The sequence below is a fragment of the Nonomuraea sp. NPDC050540 genome (assembly GCF_044457485.1).
In the GTDB taxonomy this organism is placed as follows: Bacteria; Actinomycetota; Actinomycetes; order Streptosporangiales; family Streptosporangiaceae; genus Nonomuraea.
Genome location: NZ_JBITHA010000014.1, coordinates 55144 through 70147, shown reverse-complemented (window position 1 = coordinate 70147; position 15004 = coordinate 55144). Strand labels below are relative to the sequence as shown.

Sequence of the window (15004 nt, the reverse complement as noted above, 5' to 3'; positions counted from 1 at the left end):
GATCCGGGCTTGTGAGGGTGGCCCATCGACGATTCGGCCTAAAAGGGAGGATGCGTGTCCAGTGGGGCTGGTTGCCTGATAAGCGAGAATGCCGGTCGGCAGGTGAGGTGGCGATGTGGTGAGTGCGCGTGTGGCTTCGAGGGACTCGGGTAGCGCCCGGTCATGACCGAGGACCGTAGCGTGGCGGGGGAGATCAGCGTCCCTGACCGGCCGACTGATTTGTCCGGACGTTCGCTGGCAGGTGCTGAAGCGCACGGTGCGGGAGTTCCAGGATGACCATGTCGTGGATTGGGCTGCCGCCCTGACCTACTACGCGGTCTTGTCGATCTTTCCGGCTTTGTTGGCGGTCGTGTCGCTCCTCGGTCTGTTCGGGCAGTCGGCGACGGAGTCGATCTCTGACAATCTCCGTGCGATTGCTCCCGGGCCGGCCAGGCAGATCATCGATCAGGTCCTGCAGTCACTGCAGAGCAGCCAGGGGGCGGCCGGTACCGCGACGGTCATCGGGATCGCCGTTGAGCTGTGGTCGGCGTCGGGGTACGTGGCGGCGTTCATGCGGGCCGCGAACATCATGTACGAGATGCCGGAGGGGCGGCCGATCTGGAAGACACTGCCGCTGCGGCTGGCGATCACGCTCGTCCTCGTGGCCATGATGGCCGCGGGGGCGAGCGGGGTGGTGTTCACCGGCAGCCTCGCGGAGCAGGCGCGCAAGGTGCTCGGGATCGGCGAAACCGGTGTGACGGTCTGGAACGTCGCCAAGTGGCCGGTGCTGGTCATCATGATGATCGTGGTGCTGGCGCTATTGTACTGGTTCGCGCCCAATGTCGAGCATCCCGGATTTCGCTGGATCACTCCCGGCAGCGCTCGTGGCCGTGCCATCGCCGCCGGGTATCCGGCCTCCCATGAGCCCTATCTCGAGCCGCGTGACGTACGGAAGATGAACGAGGACGAGAAGCCACGACGGTGGACGAGTGTTTTGTCCCTTTTGGGGTAGCTGGGTGGCATGTTCTTGCTGAGGCCGCCGGACGTGTACCGGCCGCAGGGTGATACCCAGCTTCTCGCCGCCGCGCTCGCCGCGAACGTGCTTCCGGTGGGTGCGCGGGTGCTCGATCTGTGTACGGGCACCGGGATGCTCGCGCTGTGCGCTGTGCGCTGTGCGCTGTGCGCTGTGCGCTGTGCGCTGTGCGCTGTGCGCTGTGCGCTGTGCGCTGTGCGCGGCGCGTGGCGGCCTGCCCCGGGTGACGGCGGTGGACTTGTCCTGGCGTGCGATGCTGGCGGCGCGCGTCAACGCGATGGCGCGTGGGCTGCGGGTGCGGGTGATGCGGGGGAGCCTGTTCGCGCCGATCGGGCAGGAGATGTTCGATCTCATCACGGCGAATCCGCCGTACGTGATCGGTCTGTCGCAGCTGCCGGGCGCGCATAGCAGGGCCCGCGCGTGGGAGGCGGGTCTGGACGGGCGGCGGGTACTGGATGAGATCTGCGCCGGGCGGCGGCGCATCTGGCTCCGGGTGGGCGGCTGCTGATCGTGCAGTCGGCGCTGAGCGGCGTGGCCGCCACCTTGTCCCGGTTGCGGGCTCAGGGGCTGTGTGCGCGGGTGGCGGTACGCAAGCGGGTGCCGTTCGGACCGGTCATGAACGGGCGGGCGGCATGGCTGGAGGAACGCGGGCTGATCCTGCCGGGCCAGCGCTATGAGGAACTCGTGGTGATCCGCGCGGAACATCTCCCGGTGCCCGCGACGACCTCGGGCGGGCCTGATCCGGCCGTGGCCGTTGCCGCCAGGCCAAAGGACGATCTGGTGTGACCAGGTCCTTGGCGGTGCTGAACGCGCCAGGGCGGTGAGGACGAACAGGACCGCGAGGGTAGTTCCGGCCCATGGTTTCCACGCGCTCAGCGGGGACTGATGCTCGGCCTCGAAGTCCAGGTTTGCTCGACGGCTTCGCATGCTTTCGGGCTGGCGGCCGCTGTTCTCGCAGACTGCGCGGCGTGGGCTGGTCATGGTGTGGCGAGGCTCGCTGGGGATTCGTCAGCGGTTGTGGCAGGTGTGGTGAGGCGGGTCAGCAGGGCGAGGATGCGCTCGGCGTCGGTGAGCAGGCTGCCGCTGGCAGCCCAGCCCTGGGGGCGCTCCACCTCGCCGGCGCGGATCTCCGCGGTCATCTGCCGATGGATGGCTTCGATCTTCTCGCGAGCGCGCGAGAGCAGTTCGGCGGTTTCGCGGTCGTCTGGCTCGGGCGGGATGACCCGGACCAGTGCGGCCGCCAGCGTGTCCAGCAGTTCGGCGTAGTCGCGGGCGAAGTGCACGCTGATCCAGCCGGTGGCGGTATCCACGCCCGGCTGCTGCTCGATGTGGGCCAGTGCGCGCACGATGGCGTGCACGTGTACGCCGGCCTGGCTCATCGCGCTCAGCAACACCGCATGATCCCCCTCGGCAGGGTGGCGGGAACGGCGCAGGTTGTAGCGGCGGCTTTCGACGCCGTCGGTGATCGCCTCCCGGGTTTGGACGAGGCGGGCATCCAGTTCTGCGGCCCGCGTCTCCCACTCGGGAAGACGTGACAGGTCACAGCGCTCCTTCAAGCCTGCCGCCATGCTCTCCAGCAGTGCCGCGGCCTCCCGGCTCTGCCCGCGCAGCGCCCGGAAAGGGCGACGCAGATACAGTGGCGGCCAGATCAGCGCGTTCACCCCCGCTCCGCATAACGCCCCGATCACGGTCGCCACCAGGTACCCGGCCAGATAGCGCTCCTGGGAGGCGGCGCCGAACGACAACATCAGCACGGCCGTGGTGGCCACGTCCGAACCGTGCCGTCCCATCCGATGCCAGCGCGCCGCGATCAACGCGGGTGGCACGACCAGGACCAGGCTGAGTGCGTTCAGGCCGAGAAGATGGCCGATGCTGCCGGCCAGGAAGACCCCGGCGGCCACCGCGCCGACCCGCCGCAGCCCGTTGGTCACCGTGCGATACACGGTCGCGTGAACCATGATCACCGCGGTGGCCGGGGCGAACCACACCGTCTCCCGCGCCAGCAACCGATCAGCGATCAACCACGCCAGCACCGCGGCCGCGGTCGCCTTGGCGATCTGCCGCAGTTCCAGACGCTGAGAGGAACTCTGCTCGCCCAGTCCTGTCACCTGCTGACGCACATAGCGCAACTCCCGCCGCGCCGCCCCCGCCAGCCGTACCCCCCAACGCTCACTCACACGATCCCCCTGTCACCGCATTCACCGAACTTTCCCAGGAGCCAGGCGCGGCCCCGGCAGCCCGATCACTTGTGGCCTTTGCCGGGCGAGTGGAGTTTGTGCCCGTGTTTGACCTTGCCGCCGCCGTCACCGGTGAGCTTCTTCGCCTGCCCCGGCGGCATGGAGTCCACCGCTGGGACGCGGGCGGGCCCTACGGTCTGGTGCCGGCCACGTCTGGTGGACCCGGGCTTCAGTTGCAGGAGCGCGGCGGGTGAGGTGGGTGCCGTGGTGGCAGGCGTGCCGGGGGAGGGACGCCCGGCGGTGCGAGTGTCCGTCGGTCCGTCCGGCCAGTTGGCGGCCGCCAGCACACCGGCGGCCAGGACGGACACCGCTGCCGCGTACATGATCCAAGGCGCCCGCGCAGCCGGATCGGCGGCGTGGCGCGCGGGTGCCGGAGCGCGGACTGCGGTGGGACGGGGGCCGGTCGGATGGGTCCGCGGCGGGGTGGGCTCGGTCGCGGACGGTGCCGCGACGGCGGGCGAGGCGGTCGCGGACGGTGCCGCGACGGCGGGCGAGGCGGGCGGGGCGGTGATGTGGCGCAGGCGCCGGCGGGCGTCGTCGACGCCGGTACGGCGGGCCGGGTCCTTGACCAGCAAACCGGTCAGGAGGGGCGCCAGCGGACCTGCGCGTACGAAAGGGACCGGATCCGCTGTGAGGACGGCGCTGATGGTCGCCAGAGGGCTGCCCTGCTCGAACGGGCAGCGGCCCTCGACCGCGGTGAACAAGGTGACGCCCAGCGACCACAGGTCGCTCTCGGCGGTCGGGGCCGCGCCGCGGGCGCGCTCCGGGGAGATGTAGGCGGGGGTGCCGACCACGATGTCGGCCTGGGTGAGGCCGCTTTGGGCGGGCTGCATCAGAGTGGTGGCCAGGCCGAAGTCGGTCAGCACCGCGTGCCGGCCGGCGTCGGCCAGGAGGATGTTGGCCGGTTTGACGTCGCGGTGCACGATGCCTGCGGCGTGTGCCGCCTGTAACGCCTCCAGCACCTGAAGGCCGATGCCGGCGACGTCGGCGGGCGGCAGCGGGCCTCGCTCGGCCAGCACATCGGCCAGCGTGGGGGCGGGAATCAGTTGCAGCACGATCCACGGCCGCCCGTCGGCCTCCACCACGTCGTACACGGCGGCGATGTGCGGATGCGACAACCTGGCAGCCAGACGGGCCTCGCTCATGGTACGGCCCAGCAGCGCGGCACGATCGCCTGGCGGCCGCCGATCCAGAATGACCTCCTTGACCGCGACGGCGCGGTCGAGCAGCTCGTCGTGGCCGCGCCAGACCCTGCCCATGCCGCCCCGGCCGAGCTCGGCCTGCAGCCGGTAGCGGCCGCCCAGCAACCAATCCTCAAACCCCTGCGAACCCGGCATAGCGCACGACCTACCCGATCAACGCTCACCCATTCGGCGACGAGCATTCGAGACCGGTCAAGCACGACGCCATACCCTTCTACAGCAGGCTGCCGGCCCACTGCAGCCGGGTGATCGTCCCAAAGAAGCCGTCCGGAGTCACCCTCCAGCAGCGTGATCAGTCTTTGGAAGCGCACGCGGACAGCCATCATGGCCCGCTTTCGCTGGGCCGCGGAGATGACGACGTGTGATCGCTCCGCGGTGAGCTCGGGTGAGTGCGTCCTGCTGACCGCATGTCTGCTGCTATGGGTCGGCCCTGTCCCTGGGCAGGGGCGTTGCTTTACCCGACGGCGGGCAGGGCCCGTAGCGCATTTCCACGCAGTTCAAGGAGGACTCGCACATGGACAACGACTTCTTCCAGCGCAAAGTGCAGGCACGACTCGCCGGATTCGATCACGACAAGGACGGCGTGATCACGCAGGCCGACGTCGACACGGTGACCGAGCGGGCGATGGGCGCCTACGGCCTGGCGGCGACTTCGCCCCAGGCCAAGGCCCTCAAGGCCGCGGCCGGGACGTTCTGGCGGCAAGTGGCCGCGAACGCTGACGGTGACCGCGACGGCAAGATCAACCAGGACGAGTTCTTCCTCGCCGCGGCAGGATTTCAGCAGGCGGTGCAACCCTGGGTGAGGGCGCTGGTCTCGGCGGCGGACACCGACGATGACGGTTGGCTCACCGACCGGGAGTACCGGTCCCTCCTGCAGGCGCTCGGCGCCGACGCAACGACGCTTGACCAAGCCGCCCAGCACACTGCTTCAGATGGCTCCATCGCCGTTGCCAACGTACAGAAGACCGCGCTGGAGCTGTTCGCCGACCACAAGCCCTACGCCCCCGCCACCTGGTCATTCGGGACGTTCTAACCGACGCGGGCCTAGACCGGCCTAGATCACGATGAGACGGCCAACCGCGGGTGCGGGCACGGCGCCAGACCCGCGTCCTGCACCACCACGAACAGGTCCGGCTTGGCCAGGACGCGGCGGACGCGGGCCAGGTCGGGCAGCGACACCGCCGGGTTCGTGGCGACGATCCACAACATCGTGATCTCGCCCTGTTCGGCGAGCTGGAAGATCTCCAGCGCGGGGGTGGGCGGGCCGCTGTGCGGGATGGTGGCCGGGTCGACGTTCCACCGGCGTGCCAGGTCCTCGACGTGCGCGGGGTTGGCCCAGTTGCGGAAGCCCGGCAGGCCACCGTCGGCACCCGTCTCGCGGGTGTTCCGCGCCGTCGGCTGGCCGTCCATCTGGCACAGTCCCGCTCCGGTACGGCCCAGCATGCCGCGCACCAGATGCAGGTTGTTGACCTGGCAGGCGGCGGCGGTGGCCTGATGGGACTGGTAGAAGCCCTGCAGGACGGTCGAGAACAGGTTCCTGGCCGAGCCGAGAATCTCGGCCGCCCGCTCGATGAGCACCGCCGGAACGCCGCACACCCCGGCCGCCCACGCCGGCGTGCACGGCTCGACCACTCGGCACAACCGATCGAACCCGATGGTGTGGGCGTCGATGTAGTCCGGCTCGTGCCAGCCCTTGGCGATGATCTGGTGCAGCAGCGCGTTCATCAGGGCCAGGTTCGTGCCGGGCCGTACCGCCAGATGTACGTCGGCCTCGGCCGCGACGGCGGTGTCGCGCGGATCCACCGCGATCATCATCGGCGCGTCCGCGCCACGGCGGCGATCCAGCATGCGCTCCCACAGCACGATCTGGGTTTCGGCCGCGTTGTGGCCCCACAGGGCGAGCGTGTCGCAGTGGTCGACGTCCTCGTAGGAGCCCGGCTGGCCGTCGGTGCCGAAGTTCGCCTTCAGCGCGGCGGCGGAGGTGGCGGTGCACAGGCGGGTGTTGCCGTCCATGTGCGGCGTGCGCAGGCCTGCCTTGCCGATCACCGCCAGCGTGTAGCTCTCCTCCAGGAACAGCTGGCCGGAGGTGTAGAAGCCGATCTGGTGCGGCAGACGCTTCCGTGATCTGGCCGCGATCAGGTCCAGGGCCTCGTCCCAGCCGGTCTCCCGGCCGTCCACCAGCGGCCTGACCAGGCGGTCCTGGTGATGGTTGGCCTGCCAGCCGTACCGGTCCTTGGGGTCGAGGCGGCCGCGGTTGACCCGGTCGGCCGCGCGCCCGCGCACCCCCACGATCCTCTCGTCGCGCACGGCGATGTCCATCGCGTCGCCGTTGGAGTGCAGCAGCGACGCCGACGGCACCCACCGCTCGACATCACGCACCCGCACCCCGTCCGCCAGGCTGACGTCCACCCGCTCGGGCCACGTTTCTCCTGGTCCGTACGGCATGCGTTCACCAGACATACGACTTCCGCTACCCGGTTTCGGCCGATCTACCGCAAGGGTTCCTGAGCGAGCAATCCGCGTAGGCGCATTCTCACGGTGGGTGACGGGGATGGCGGAGGGGTAAGGGGCTCCGTATGAGAGCGCGTACAGGGGCCGTCGGGCTACTGACCGTGATCCTGATCTTGGGGGTGACGGGCTGTTCCTCCACTGCGCAGAAGGCGCAAGTCTTGGCGGCGGTGGAAGATTTCTACGTTGCGATCAACGCTGGGCGGGCAGAGCAGGCCTGTACCCTGCTCTCTCCTCGGGCCAGGGAAGGCATGGAGAGCGGCGGCCAGACGTGCGCCTCCTCGATCGCCGAGCTGCGCCTGCCCGGCGGGCGGGCGTTGGAGACCCACGTCTGGGGAGATGAAGCGCAGGTACGGCTGAGCGCCGACACCGTGTTCCTGCACCGGTTCGCCAAAGGCTGGCTGGTGAGGGCGGCGGGATGCGCTGCGCGAGAGGCCCAGCCGTACCGGTGCGAGGTGGAGGGCTGAGATGCGGGTCATGTTCGCCACGACGCTGGCCATCATCGTGATCGGCCTGGCGTACATGCTTGTCGTCGGTTTGCTGGGCCGTTAAGGGGGATCGGTGGGACGTTTCGTCAAGGACAACGCCCTCAGCCTGTTCTTCCTGCTGGCCTTCGTGGCCGCCCTTGTCGGTCAGTCGATCGCGGGTACGGCCGACTACAACGCCACCCAGTTGAGCGGCGGGGGTGAACCCGTCTCCTGGCAGGCCTACGTCACCTCCTCCGACTTCGCCGTCGACGTGGCGGAGAACTGGCAGTCGGAGTACCTGCAGTTCCTGCTGTTCATCATGGTCACCGTATGGCTGGTGCAGCGGGGCTCGCCGGAGTCGAAGAAGCCCGGTGAAGAAGGCGGGCAGAGCGACCACGAGCAGAAGGTCGGCCCGCATGCACGGTCCGACAGCCCGGCGTGGGCCGCGACGCGGGGGTTGCGCCAGAGCCTGTTCAGCAACTCGCTCGGCTTGGTGATGGGGCTGGTTTTCGTGCTGTCGTGGCTGGCCCAGTCGGTGGCGGGCACCGCCGCCTACAACAACCGGCAACTGGCTCAGCTGCAAGATCCGGTGAGCTGGGGCGGGTACGTGGCCTCGGCCGACTTCTGGAGCCGCACCTTGCAGAACTGGCAGTCGGAGTTCCTGGCCGTTCTGTCGATGATCGTCCTGTCGGTCTACCTGCGCCAGCGTGGATCACCCGAATCCAAACCCGTGGGCGCGCCCCACACCACGACGGGTGAGGAGAACTGACGGTCTGCCCAGTCCTTCCGGTGGAGGATAAAGCAGTGATCAGAGGCGTGATCAATGCTCCCGGGGTAGGGGTGAGGAGATGTCCACCTGTTGAGGGGCGATATGACCGGGACCGTTGGCGTGGAAGAGTGCTCTCCGCGGTCGGCGGGCACTCGGGCGGCGGCTTCCATCAGGAGCTCTTCCAGACGCAGGTCGAGGCCGCCACCGGTGTCTGCACCACTCTCGGTCTTCAGGACACGCGTTTCCTGTTGGCCGCGGCAGCGCGGCAAGAGGGCCTGGGCCTGGTATCGGTTGGAACGCCCGTGCTCGCCGCGTCATCGCCCCGCCCGTCTTCGGGTGAACGGTTCACCCGCATCATGGGGATGTACCAGGGCGTCGTCGCCGACTATCAGAGTTCCGGGTGCCACGTGCACGTCGGGGTGAAGGATCGTGAAACAGCCGTTGCCGTGATCAACCATTTGCGCCCCTGGCTGCCCGCCTTGCTGGCGCTGTCGGCCAACTCCCCGTTCGACCGTGGCCGAGATTCGGGCTACGCCAGTTGGCGAATGGTATAGCAGTCGCGGTTCCCCGACGGGGGCGTCCCGCCCTGGTTCGATCCCGTCGCCGCCTACGACCGGGAGGCGGAGCGCCTGGCCGCGTGCGGGGTGCTGGTGGACGATGCGATGTCGTTCTGGCTGGCCAGGCCGGGGATCGGGGTGCCGACCGTGGAGGTTCGGGCCGCCGACGCCGTCGGTACGGCCGACGAGGCGGTACTGCAGGCGGCACTCACCAGGGCTCTGGTCGCAACGGCGGAATCGGCGCTGGCCGGGGGACGGCAGGCGTCGAAGGTGAGCGATCAGGTGTGCTCGGCGGCGGTGTGGAACGCGGCGCGACACGGGCTCGACGGCCCCGGGATCGACCCCTTCGAGGAACGTTCTGTGCCTGCGCTGGAGGCCCAGGTCCAGCTTGTCCTGCACGTCAGCCAGGCCCTGACCGACAGCGGCGACCTACCCGCGGTGAGCTCGCTGCTGACGCGGGTGAAACGAGCCGGTACGGGCGCGGCGTTGCGGGACAAGACCGCCGGTGGGCAGGACGTGGCGGGCGAACTCGGGAACCTGCTCGTCGAGTCCATCGATGGTGACGGCCTGTCCTACCACCTGCGCGAGGACGGGGAACGCTGGCAGTTGCGGGAGTACGTGGCGCATCGCTCGATTTACCACCTCAAGGAGGCCGACCCTCACGTGTGGGTCATCCCCAGGCTGCAGGGACGATCCAAGGTCGCCCTGGTCGCGGTGGAGTTCGACGAGTTCGGCGGTGGGCGGGCGGAACGGATGCACGCTCGGCTGTTCGCCGATCTCATGGAGGAACTGGGCCTGGACGCCGCCTACGGGGCCTGTCTGAACGCGGCGCCCGCCGAGATGCTGGCGGCCGTCAACATGATGTCGATGTTCGGCCTGCACCGCAGTCTCCGCGGCGCCATGGTCGGACATTTCGCCGCAGCCGAGATCACCACCCCGCCCAGCACCAAGCGGATCGACCAGGGACTGCGCCGCCTGGGCGTGGGGCCGCGCGGCACCCTGTTCTTCACCGAGCACATCGAGGCGGACGCCGTACACGAACAGGTGCTGCGGCACGACGTCATCGGCGACCTGCTGGAGCGGGAGCCGTACCTGACCGGAGACGTGGTGTTCGGCATCCAGGCGACCGACTGGCTGGAGGACAGATTCGGCGAACACGTGCTCGGCTCCTGGCGCGCCGGACGCACTTCGTTGCTGAGCCCGCTGTCCGGCGGACAGGGATGGTGATCCGTGCAGGCACATCAGAAGCCGTCTCGCGAGGGCGAGCCGCCTGAACCCCGGCCCGTCCCGGCCACCCGCGTCACGGTGGTGACCGGTGGTCCCGTCCTTGTCGAAGGGCCGGTCGAGATCGTCCTGGAAGACGGCTCCATCGCCCGGTCCGATCGTTTCCTGATCGCCTTGTGCGCCTGCCGCAGGAGCCGTACTTACCCGTTCTGCGACACCAGCCATCGGCGGCGCACCCGTCCGCAGCAACCTTGACCGGTCAGCGAGCCAGCCGTCCACCTTGGCTGGCTCAGTCGCCGAGGTTCGACAGAAGTGGGATGCGGCAGCGGTTATGCGGCCCCTCCCGGCGGCAACGGCAATGGGCTCCCCTCCACGATCGAGGGGAGCCCATTGCGTGAGCTGACGCGGCTGCCGGTCAGGGCAGGTGCGGGTAGCGGCCGTAGTAGTCGCCGACCTGCTGGCGGTAGTCCGGCTCCCGGTAGGTGTTCTCGTCGAACTCGGGAGCGTCCTTGATCTCCTCCTTGGTGCGGGCGAGGTAGACCTTCTGCTCCTGGGTGTCGACGCGAGTAATGGTACTGGCGGGCATCACGACCTTCTTGCCGAAGATCCAGAAGCCGGTGTCGACGACGAGGTAGCTGTCGCCGACCGCGCTGCTCTCCTCATCCACCGATCCGATCTTGCCATCGGTGGCTTCGACGTCGAAGCCGATCAAGCTCACGCCGGTGTCGGAGACGACGCCTTCACGGTAAGTCCACGGCTCAGTCATATGCTGGTCACTCCTATCGTGCGGGGTTGCAGGAGCATCGGCTACCCTTCAGGGCCACCGCAAACCCGCGCTCAGCCATCGCGCCCCGTCTCAGATAGCGGCCGTGCCCGTCTGCCGGCTACGCACGCGGGGCGTCGCGGCCTCACTCTTTCGCTTCGCTTCGTCTTGTTCGCGCACGTCGGTGATGACGAAGCCGCTGCGGGGACGGGTCGGTACCCGGCGCAGGGAGATGGTCAGGTCCTGGCGCGGCACCATGTAGTCCAGTCGCGCGAGCTGTACGGCCAGCGTACGCAGGATCGCCACGGTGACGGCCTCGCCGGGGCAGCGGTGACCGGTGTGCGGATCGCCACCACCCTGAGGCACGAGATCGTCACGTCTGACGGAGGCGCCGGTGAACCTGCCGGGATCGAAGGAGTAGGGACTCTCCCACAGCTGGTCGTCGTGGTTTTGGCCGTGAAGGTCGAGCAGCACCAGCGTGCCTTCGGGGATCTGCTCGCCCTGCCAGGTCAGGTCCTTGACGGCGAACGCTCCGACGAAGGGGGCAATGGGATAGAAGCGCCGGACCTCCTGGGCGAACGCGTCGGCGTAGCCGGGGTCGGCGCGCAGGCGCGCGCGGTTGTCCGGCCAGCGGTGCAGGGCATGGGCCGCGAAGGCGACGTACCAGGCGACCGCGACCGTGGGCCTGACGATGTTGAGCAGTTCGGTCGCGGCGATGCCCGGATCGAGGATCCGGCCGTCCTCGTCGCGATGGCGCGCGACGAGCTCGGCCACCGATCCCGAGGGCAGCGCGTCCGGTTCGGCGAGCAGGGCCGCCAGCCACTTCTCGCGCCGTGCCCGCGCCATCCGGGCCTTCCAGTGCCGCGGGCCGAGACCGCCGAACCCGTCGACGAGCGCCACCATGTCGGCGGCCAGCGCGTCGGTGGCGTCCATCGGGATGCCCACCCAGTCGCACACGCCCTCGGTGATGGCCTCGGCCGCCTCGTCGAACACCACGACACGCGAGTGCGCCGGCCGGTCGCGCAGCCGGCGGTCCCAGTGCGCGCCCACCTCCTCGGCGAGTGCGGTGACCCGGCCGGGGTCGGCGAGCACGGACATGAACAGGTGCTTGCGCGTCCGGTGTGCAGGCCCGTCGAGACCGTGCACGGTTCGTTTTCCGGTGAGCGTGGCCTGGACCGGTTCGGGGAGTGCCCCGTGCCGCGTCATGTGGCGCTCGTCGTAGAAGAACCGCACCGCCTCGGGTCCGCGCAGCGCCACGGTAGGACGTCCGAGGACCCGCGTGCGCACCATCCTGCCGTCCCCGCGTCGCCACAGCCCCGGCAGCCAGGCGTATCCGCCGGCCAGCAGGTTGAGCGTCTGGTCGAGGAAGGATGCGCGTGAAGTCGTCATCTCTGCCGCTTGCCCCCGAGGCGGCGGACAAAACAGATGGTCAAGGGCGCTTGCCGACACCGCTGCTGAACTCGCGCGTCCTGGCCGGGCCGCTGGTCTCGGCCGCCAGCGGCGGGGGGTCGGCGTCGGCGCCGGTCCTGATGCCCTCGAGGAGTTCCCGGACGGCGTCGACGGCGGTGTGCTCCGGGGTCCAGCCGAGTTCGGCGCGGGCGCGGGTGGTGTCCATGAGGGGCACCCGCAAGACCATGTCGAGCAGGTCGGGCGCGGTGGGTACCAGGCGCATCCGCCAGGCGGCGGCCAGCGCGCCGCGCAGAAGCGCCGCCGGCACGCGTACCAGCCTGGCGTCCAGGAGGTCGGCCAGCGTACGCGGGTCGATCACCGGGTCGGCGGCGATGTTGAAGGCGCCCGTCACCTGCCGGGTGACCGCGAGGCGGTAGGCCTGGCCGACGTCGGCGGCGTGCACGGCCTGCAGCCGCAGCAGCGGATGGTCGGGCACGACGGGGATCAGGCCGCGCCGGATCAGGGCGTTGGGGAGGAAGGGGCCGCCGAACAGCCGGCGCTGCTCGGTCGCGGCCTCGCGTTTGAAGACGAAGCCGGGGCGCAGCCGTACCACGCGGATGCCGGAATGGTCGCGCTCGAAGACGTCGAGCGCGCGCTCGACGTAGGCCTTCTCCTGGCCGTACGCGGCGGCGGGCCAGCCGTGGGTGGGCCAGTCCTCGTCCACCGCCGGTCCTTGGGGCCGGGCGAGTACGCGCCGACGGAGGACGCGTACACGAGCGCGGACACCCCGCAGGCGGCGACCGCCTCGAAGACCCGCAGGCTGCCAAGGGTGTTCGCCTTCCACGTGGTGACGCGGTCGCGGGTCGGCTGGAACAGCCATGCGAGGTGGACGACGGCGTCGGCACCTTCGAGATGCGGGCGTAGATCATCGCCGCGTACGTCGATGGCCCTCCAGGTGGTCTTGTCCGGCTGCCAGTCGGGCAGGCGCCGGGCCAGGCCGAGGATGGAGGTGACGCCGGGGTCGGCCCCGAGCGCCGAGATCACGCTCGTGCCGACGTTGCCTGTGGCTCCTATGACGACGACTCGCATCTTTCCCCTTTTCCGGCGGAACCGCCGGGTGCTCGGGTCAGGGCCTCGTCGCCTGCTCTACCCGCGCCGGTCACGTTTAGCCGCCCTCACCCGGGTAGCGCACCATGGCTGAGCAGCGCTTTTATGCGAAGGGGACAACCGTGAAAGCCGTCACCTGGCGCGGCAGGCGAGACGTCCGCGTCGCGCAGGCGCCCGACCCGGCCGTGAAGGAGCCGACCGACGCGGTCGTCAAGGTCACCTCGACCGGCATCTGCGGCTCCGATCTCCACCTGTACGAGGTGCTGGGGCCGTTCATGAGCGAAGGCGACGTCCTGGGCCACGAGGCGATGGGCGTGGTCGAGGAGATCGGCGCCGAAGTCAGCCACATCGCGCCGGGCGATCGCGTGGTCATCCCGTTCAACATCTCCTGCGGCCACTGCCACATGTGCCGGGAGGAGCTGTTCGCCCAATGCGAGACCACCCAGGTACGTGAGCACGGCATGGGGGCCGCCCTGTTCGGCTACACGCGCCTGGACGGCCAGGTCCCCGGCGGCCAGGCCGAATACCTGCGGGTGCCACAAGCGCAGTTCGGCCCGATCAAAGTGCCGCAGGGGCCGCCGGACGAGCGGTTCGTCTACCTGTCCGACGTGCTGCCCACCGCCTGGCAGGCCGTCGAGTACGCCGACATCCCAGGCGGCGGCATCGTCACCGTTTTCGGCCTGGCCCGATCGGGCAGATGTCCGCCCGTGTCGCCCGTCACCGCGGTTACCGGGTGATCGCCGTGGACGGCGTACCCGAACGGCTGGAGATGGCCCGCCGCCACGGCGCCGAGGTGCTGGACGCCCGCCGCGCCGGCGACGTCCCCAGTGCCGTCCGCGAGCTGACCGGCGGGCGTGGCACCGACTCCGTGATCGACGCGGTCGGCATGGAGGCCCACGGCTCACCCGTCGCCAAGTTCGCCCACGCGCTCACCGGTCTGCTGCCCGACGCGCTGGCCGCGCCGCTGATGACCAACGCCGGCGTCGACCGTCTCGCGGCGCTGCTGCAGGCCATCGACACGGTACGGCGCGGCGGCACCATCTCCGTCGTCGGCGTCTACGGCGGCATGGCCGACCCGATGCCGATGCTGCGCATGTTCGACAAGGGCGTCACGCTCCGCATGGGGCAGGCTCACGTCAAACGCTGGATCCCCGACCTGATGCCCCTGGTCTCCGACGACACCGACCCGCTCGGCGTCATGGACCTAGCCACGCACCGGCTGCCGCTGGAGCGGGCGCCACGGGCGTACGAGATCTTCCAGAAGAAGCAGGACGGGGCCATCAAGATCCTCCTCAACCCTTAAGGCGGAGACCATGTTGCGACAGGTGGCCGCGGGAGCCGCGGCAGGCGTCCTGGCGACGCTGACGATGAGCGCGGCCATGGTGGCCGGGCGCCGGGCGGGGCTGATGAACGAGCATCCGCCCAAGAACGTCGTGCGCGCGATGCTGCCGGGTTCCAAGCACCGCCCCAAGTCCGGCGAGAACGTGCTCGGCGCGGTGGCGCACCTGGGGTTCGGCGCGGTGGCGGGGGCGACGTTCGGCGCGTTCGCCGGTCGGCACCGGACCTCGGCCCCGGCGGGTGTGGGCTATGGACTGGCCATCTGGCTGACCAGTTATCAAGGGTGGCTGCCTGGCCTGGACATTCTGCCGCCGATCTCCGAGGATCGTTCGGGCCGTCCCGCGGTGATGGCGGCAGGTCATGTCGTCTACGGGCTCACGCTGGCCAGGGCGCTCAGGCATCTCGCGCCCTGACGACAGCGGGAGAGGGGG

15 protein-coding genes and 3 pseudogenes are annotated in these 15004 nt (G+C 69.7%); 11 read left to right on the top strand and 7 right to left on the bottom strand.

Features of this window, described 5'->3' with window-relative positions:
- Positions 1-241 precede the first annotated feature (241 nt).
- The 3 genes from ACIBI5_RS37535 to ACIBI5_RS37525 all read left to right on the top strand — a co-directional run bounded on the left by ACIBI5_RS37535 (position 242) and on the right by ACIBI5_RS37525 (position 1798).
- Positions 242-991, top strand: coding sequence for a YihY/virulence factor BrkB family protein (locus ACIBI5_RS37535; protein ID WP_397253869.1), 750 nt, complete (start codon positions 242-244; stop codon positions 989-991).
- A gap of 253 nt (positions 992-1244) precedes the next feature.
- Positions 1245-1520 (top strand): hypothetical protein, encoded by a 276-nt coding sequence (locus ACIBI5_RS37530; protein WP_397253867.1) that lies wholly within the window; start codon positions 1245-1247, stop codon positions 1518-1520.
- A 2-nt stretch (positions 1521-1522) separates the two neighbouring features.
- The gene (locus ACIBI5_RS37525; RefSeq protein ID WP_397253865.1) at positions 1523-1798 is read left to right on the top strand and encodes a hypothetical protein; all 276 of its coding nucleotides are present in this window, start codon (positions 1523-1525) and stop codon (positions 1796-1798) included.
- Positions 1799-1989: 191 nt separating this feature from the next.
- Here ACIBI5_RS37525 and ACIBI5_RS37520 read toward each other — a convergent pair whose 3' ends face one another.
- On the bottom strand, positions 1990-3189 hold the full coding sequence (locus tag ACIBI5_RS37520; protein ID WP_397253864.1) for an aromatic acid exporter family protein: 1200 nt from the start codon (positions 3187-3189) through the stop codon (positions 1990-1992).
- Between the two features lie 65 nt (positions 3190-3254).
- Positions 3255-4586 (bottom strand): serine/threonine-protein kinase, encoded by a 1332-nt coding sequence (locus ACIBI5_RS37515; RefSeq protein ID WP_397253862.1) that lies wholly within the window; start codon positions 4584-4586, stop codon positions 3255-3257.
- Between the two features lie 379 nt (positions 4587-4965).
- Between ACIBI5_RS37515 and ACIBI5_RS37510 the strand changes: the two genes are divergently transcribed.
- The gene (locus ACIBI5_RS37510) at positions 4966-5484 is read left to right on the top strand and encodes an EF-hand domain-containing protein (RefSeq protein WP_397253860.1); all 519 of its coding nucleotides are present in this window, start codon (positions 4966-4968) and stop codon (positions 5482-5484) included.
- Between the two features lie 26 nt (positions 5485-5510).
- Here ACIBI5_RS37510 and ACIBI5_RS37505 read toward each other — a convergent pair whose 3' ends face one another.
- Positions 5511-6911 carry a molybdopterin-dependent oxidoreductase gene (locus ACIBI5_RS37505; RefSeq protein WP_397253858.1) on the bottom strand — a complete coding sequence of 467 codons (1401 nt, stop codon included), beginning with the start codon at positions 6909-6911 and terminating at the stop codon, positions 5511-5513.
- Positions 6912-7129: 218 nt separating this feature from the next.
- On the opposite strand from ACIBI5_RS37505, the gene ACIBI5_RS37500 reads away from it, so the two are divergent.
- The 5 genes and pseudogenes from ACIBI5_RS37500 to ACIBI5_RS37480 all read left to right on the top strand — a co-directional run bounded on the left by ACIBI5_RS37500 (position 7130) and on the right by ACIBI5_RS37480 (position 10231).
- Positions 7130-7426, top strand: coding sequence for a hypothetical protein (locus ACIBI5_RS37500; RefSeq protein WP_397253857.1), 297 nt, complete (start codon positions 7130-7132; stop codon positions 7424-7426).
- Positions 7427-7520: 94 nt separating this feature from the next.
- Positions 7521-8195, top strand: coding sequence for a DUF6766 family protein (locus tag ACIBI5_RS37495; protein ID WP_397253855.1), 675 nt, complete (start codon positions 7521-7523; stop codon positions 8193-8195).
- A 20-nt stretch (positions 8196-8215) separates the two neighbouring features.
- Positions 8216-9064: pseudogene (locus ACIBI5_RS37490) on the top strand (YbdK family carboxylate-amine ligase); the annotation flags it as partial.
- A complete protein-coding gene (locus ACIBI5_RS37485; RefSeq protein ID WP_397254288.1) occupies positions 9050-9979 on the top strand; it encodes an iron-containing redox enzyme family protein in 930 nt (309 codons plus the stop codon). The pseudogene ACIBI5_RS37490 and the gene ACIBI5_RS37485, both read left to right, overlap by 15 nt.
- A 78-nt stretch (positions 9980-10057) precedes the next feature.
- Positions 10058-10231, top strand: a complete 174-nt coding sequence (locus ACIBI5_RS37480; RefSeq protein ID WP_397254286.1) for a CDGSH iron-sulfur domain-containing protein — start codon at positions 10058-10060, stop codon at positions 10229-10231.
- Between the two features lie 160 nt (positions 10232-10391).
- On the opposite strand, the gene ACIBI5_RS37475 is transcribed toward ACIBI5_RS37480, so the two are convergent.
- The 4 genes and pseudogenes from ACIBI5_RS37475 to ACIBI5_RS37460 all read right to left on the bottom strand — a co-directional run.
- Positions 10392-10742, bottom strand: a complete 351-nt coding sequence (locus tag ACIBI5_RS37475) for a PRC-barrel domain containing protein (RefSeq protein ID WP_397253853.1) — start codon at positions 10740-10742, stop codon at positions 10392-10394.
- A gap of 90 nt (positions 10743-10832) precedes the next feature.
- Entirely contained in the window at positions 10833-12128 is a 1296-nt protein-coding gene (locus ACIBI5_RS37470; protein ID WP_397253851.1) for a cytochrome P450, read from the bottom strand.
- A gap of 40 nt (positions 12129-12168) precedes the next feature.
- Positions 12169-12852: a hypothetical protein gene (locus ACIBI5_RS37465; protein WP_397253849.1), complete on the bottom strand. Its 684-nt coding sequence runs from the start codon at positions 12850-12852 to the stop codon at positions 12169-12171.
- A gap of 38 nt (positions 12853-12890) precedes the next feature.
- A pseudogene (locus tag ACIBI5_RS37460) lies at positions 12891-13217 on the bottom strand (NAD-dependent epimerase/dehydratase family protein); the annotation flags it as partial.
- Positions 13218-13357: 140 nt separating this feature from the next.
- Here ACIBI5_RS37460 and ACIBI5_RS37455 point away from each other — a divergent pair.
- Together ACIBI5_RS37455 and ACIBI5_RS37450 are read left to right on the top strand one after the other, a co-directional pair.
- Positions 13358-14538 (top strand): annotated as a pseudogene (locus ACIBI5_RS37455) (zinc-dependent alcohol dehydrogenase).
- Positions 14539-14548: 10 nt separating this feature from the next.
- Entirely contained in the window at positions 14549-14986 is a 438-nt protein-coding gene (locus tag ACIBI5_RS37450) for a DUF6789 family protein (RefSeq protein ID WP_397253847.1), read from the top strand.
- Positions 14987-15004 lie beyond the last annotated feature (18 nt).

What these genes read in the sequence shown, in the direction of transcription:
- ACIBI5_RS37515 (WP_397253862.1), bottom strand. Translation starts at nt 4,586, where the DNA reads ATGCCGGGTTCGCAGGGGTTTGAGGATTGGTTGCTGGGCGGCCGCTAC.
- ACIBI5_RS37510 (WP_397253860.1), top strand. Translation starts at nt 4,966, where the DNA reads ATGGACAACGACTTCTTCCAGCGCAAAGTGCAGGCACGACTCGCCGGA.
- ACIBI5_RS37505 (WP_397253858.1), bottom strand. Translation starts at nt 6,911, where the DNA reads ATGTCTGGTGAACGCATGCCGTACGGACCAGGAGAAACGTGGCCCGAG.
- ACIBI5_RS37475 (WP_397253853.1), bottom strand. Translation starts at nt 10,742, where the DNA reads ATGACTGAGCCGTGGACTTACCGTGAAGGCGTCGTCTCCGACACCGGC.
- ACIBI5_RS37470 (WP_397253851.1), bottom strand. Translation starts at nt 12,128, where the DNA reads ATGACGACTTCACGCGCATCCTTCCTCGACCAGACGCTCAACCTGCTG.
- ACIBI5_RS37450 (WP_397253847.1), top strand. Translation starts at nt 14,549, where the DNA reads ATGTTGCGACAGGTGGCCGCGGGAGCCGCGGCAGGCGTCCTGGCGACG.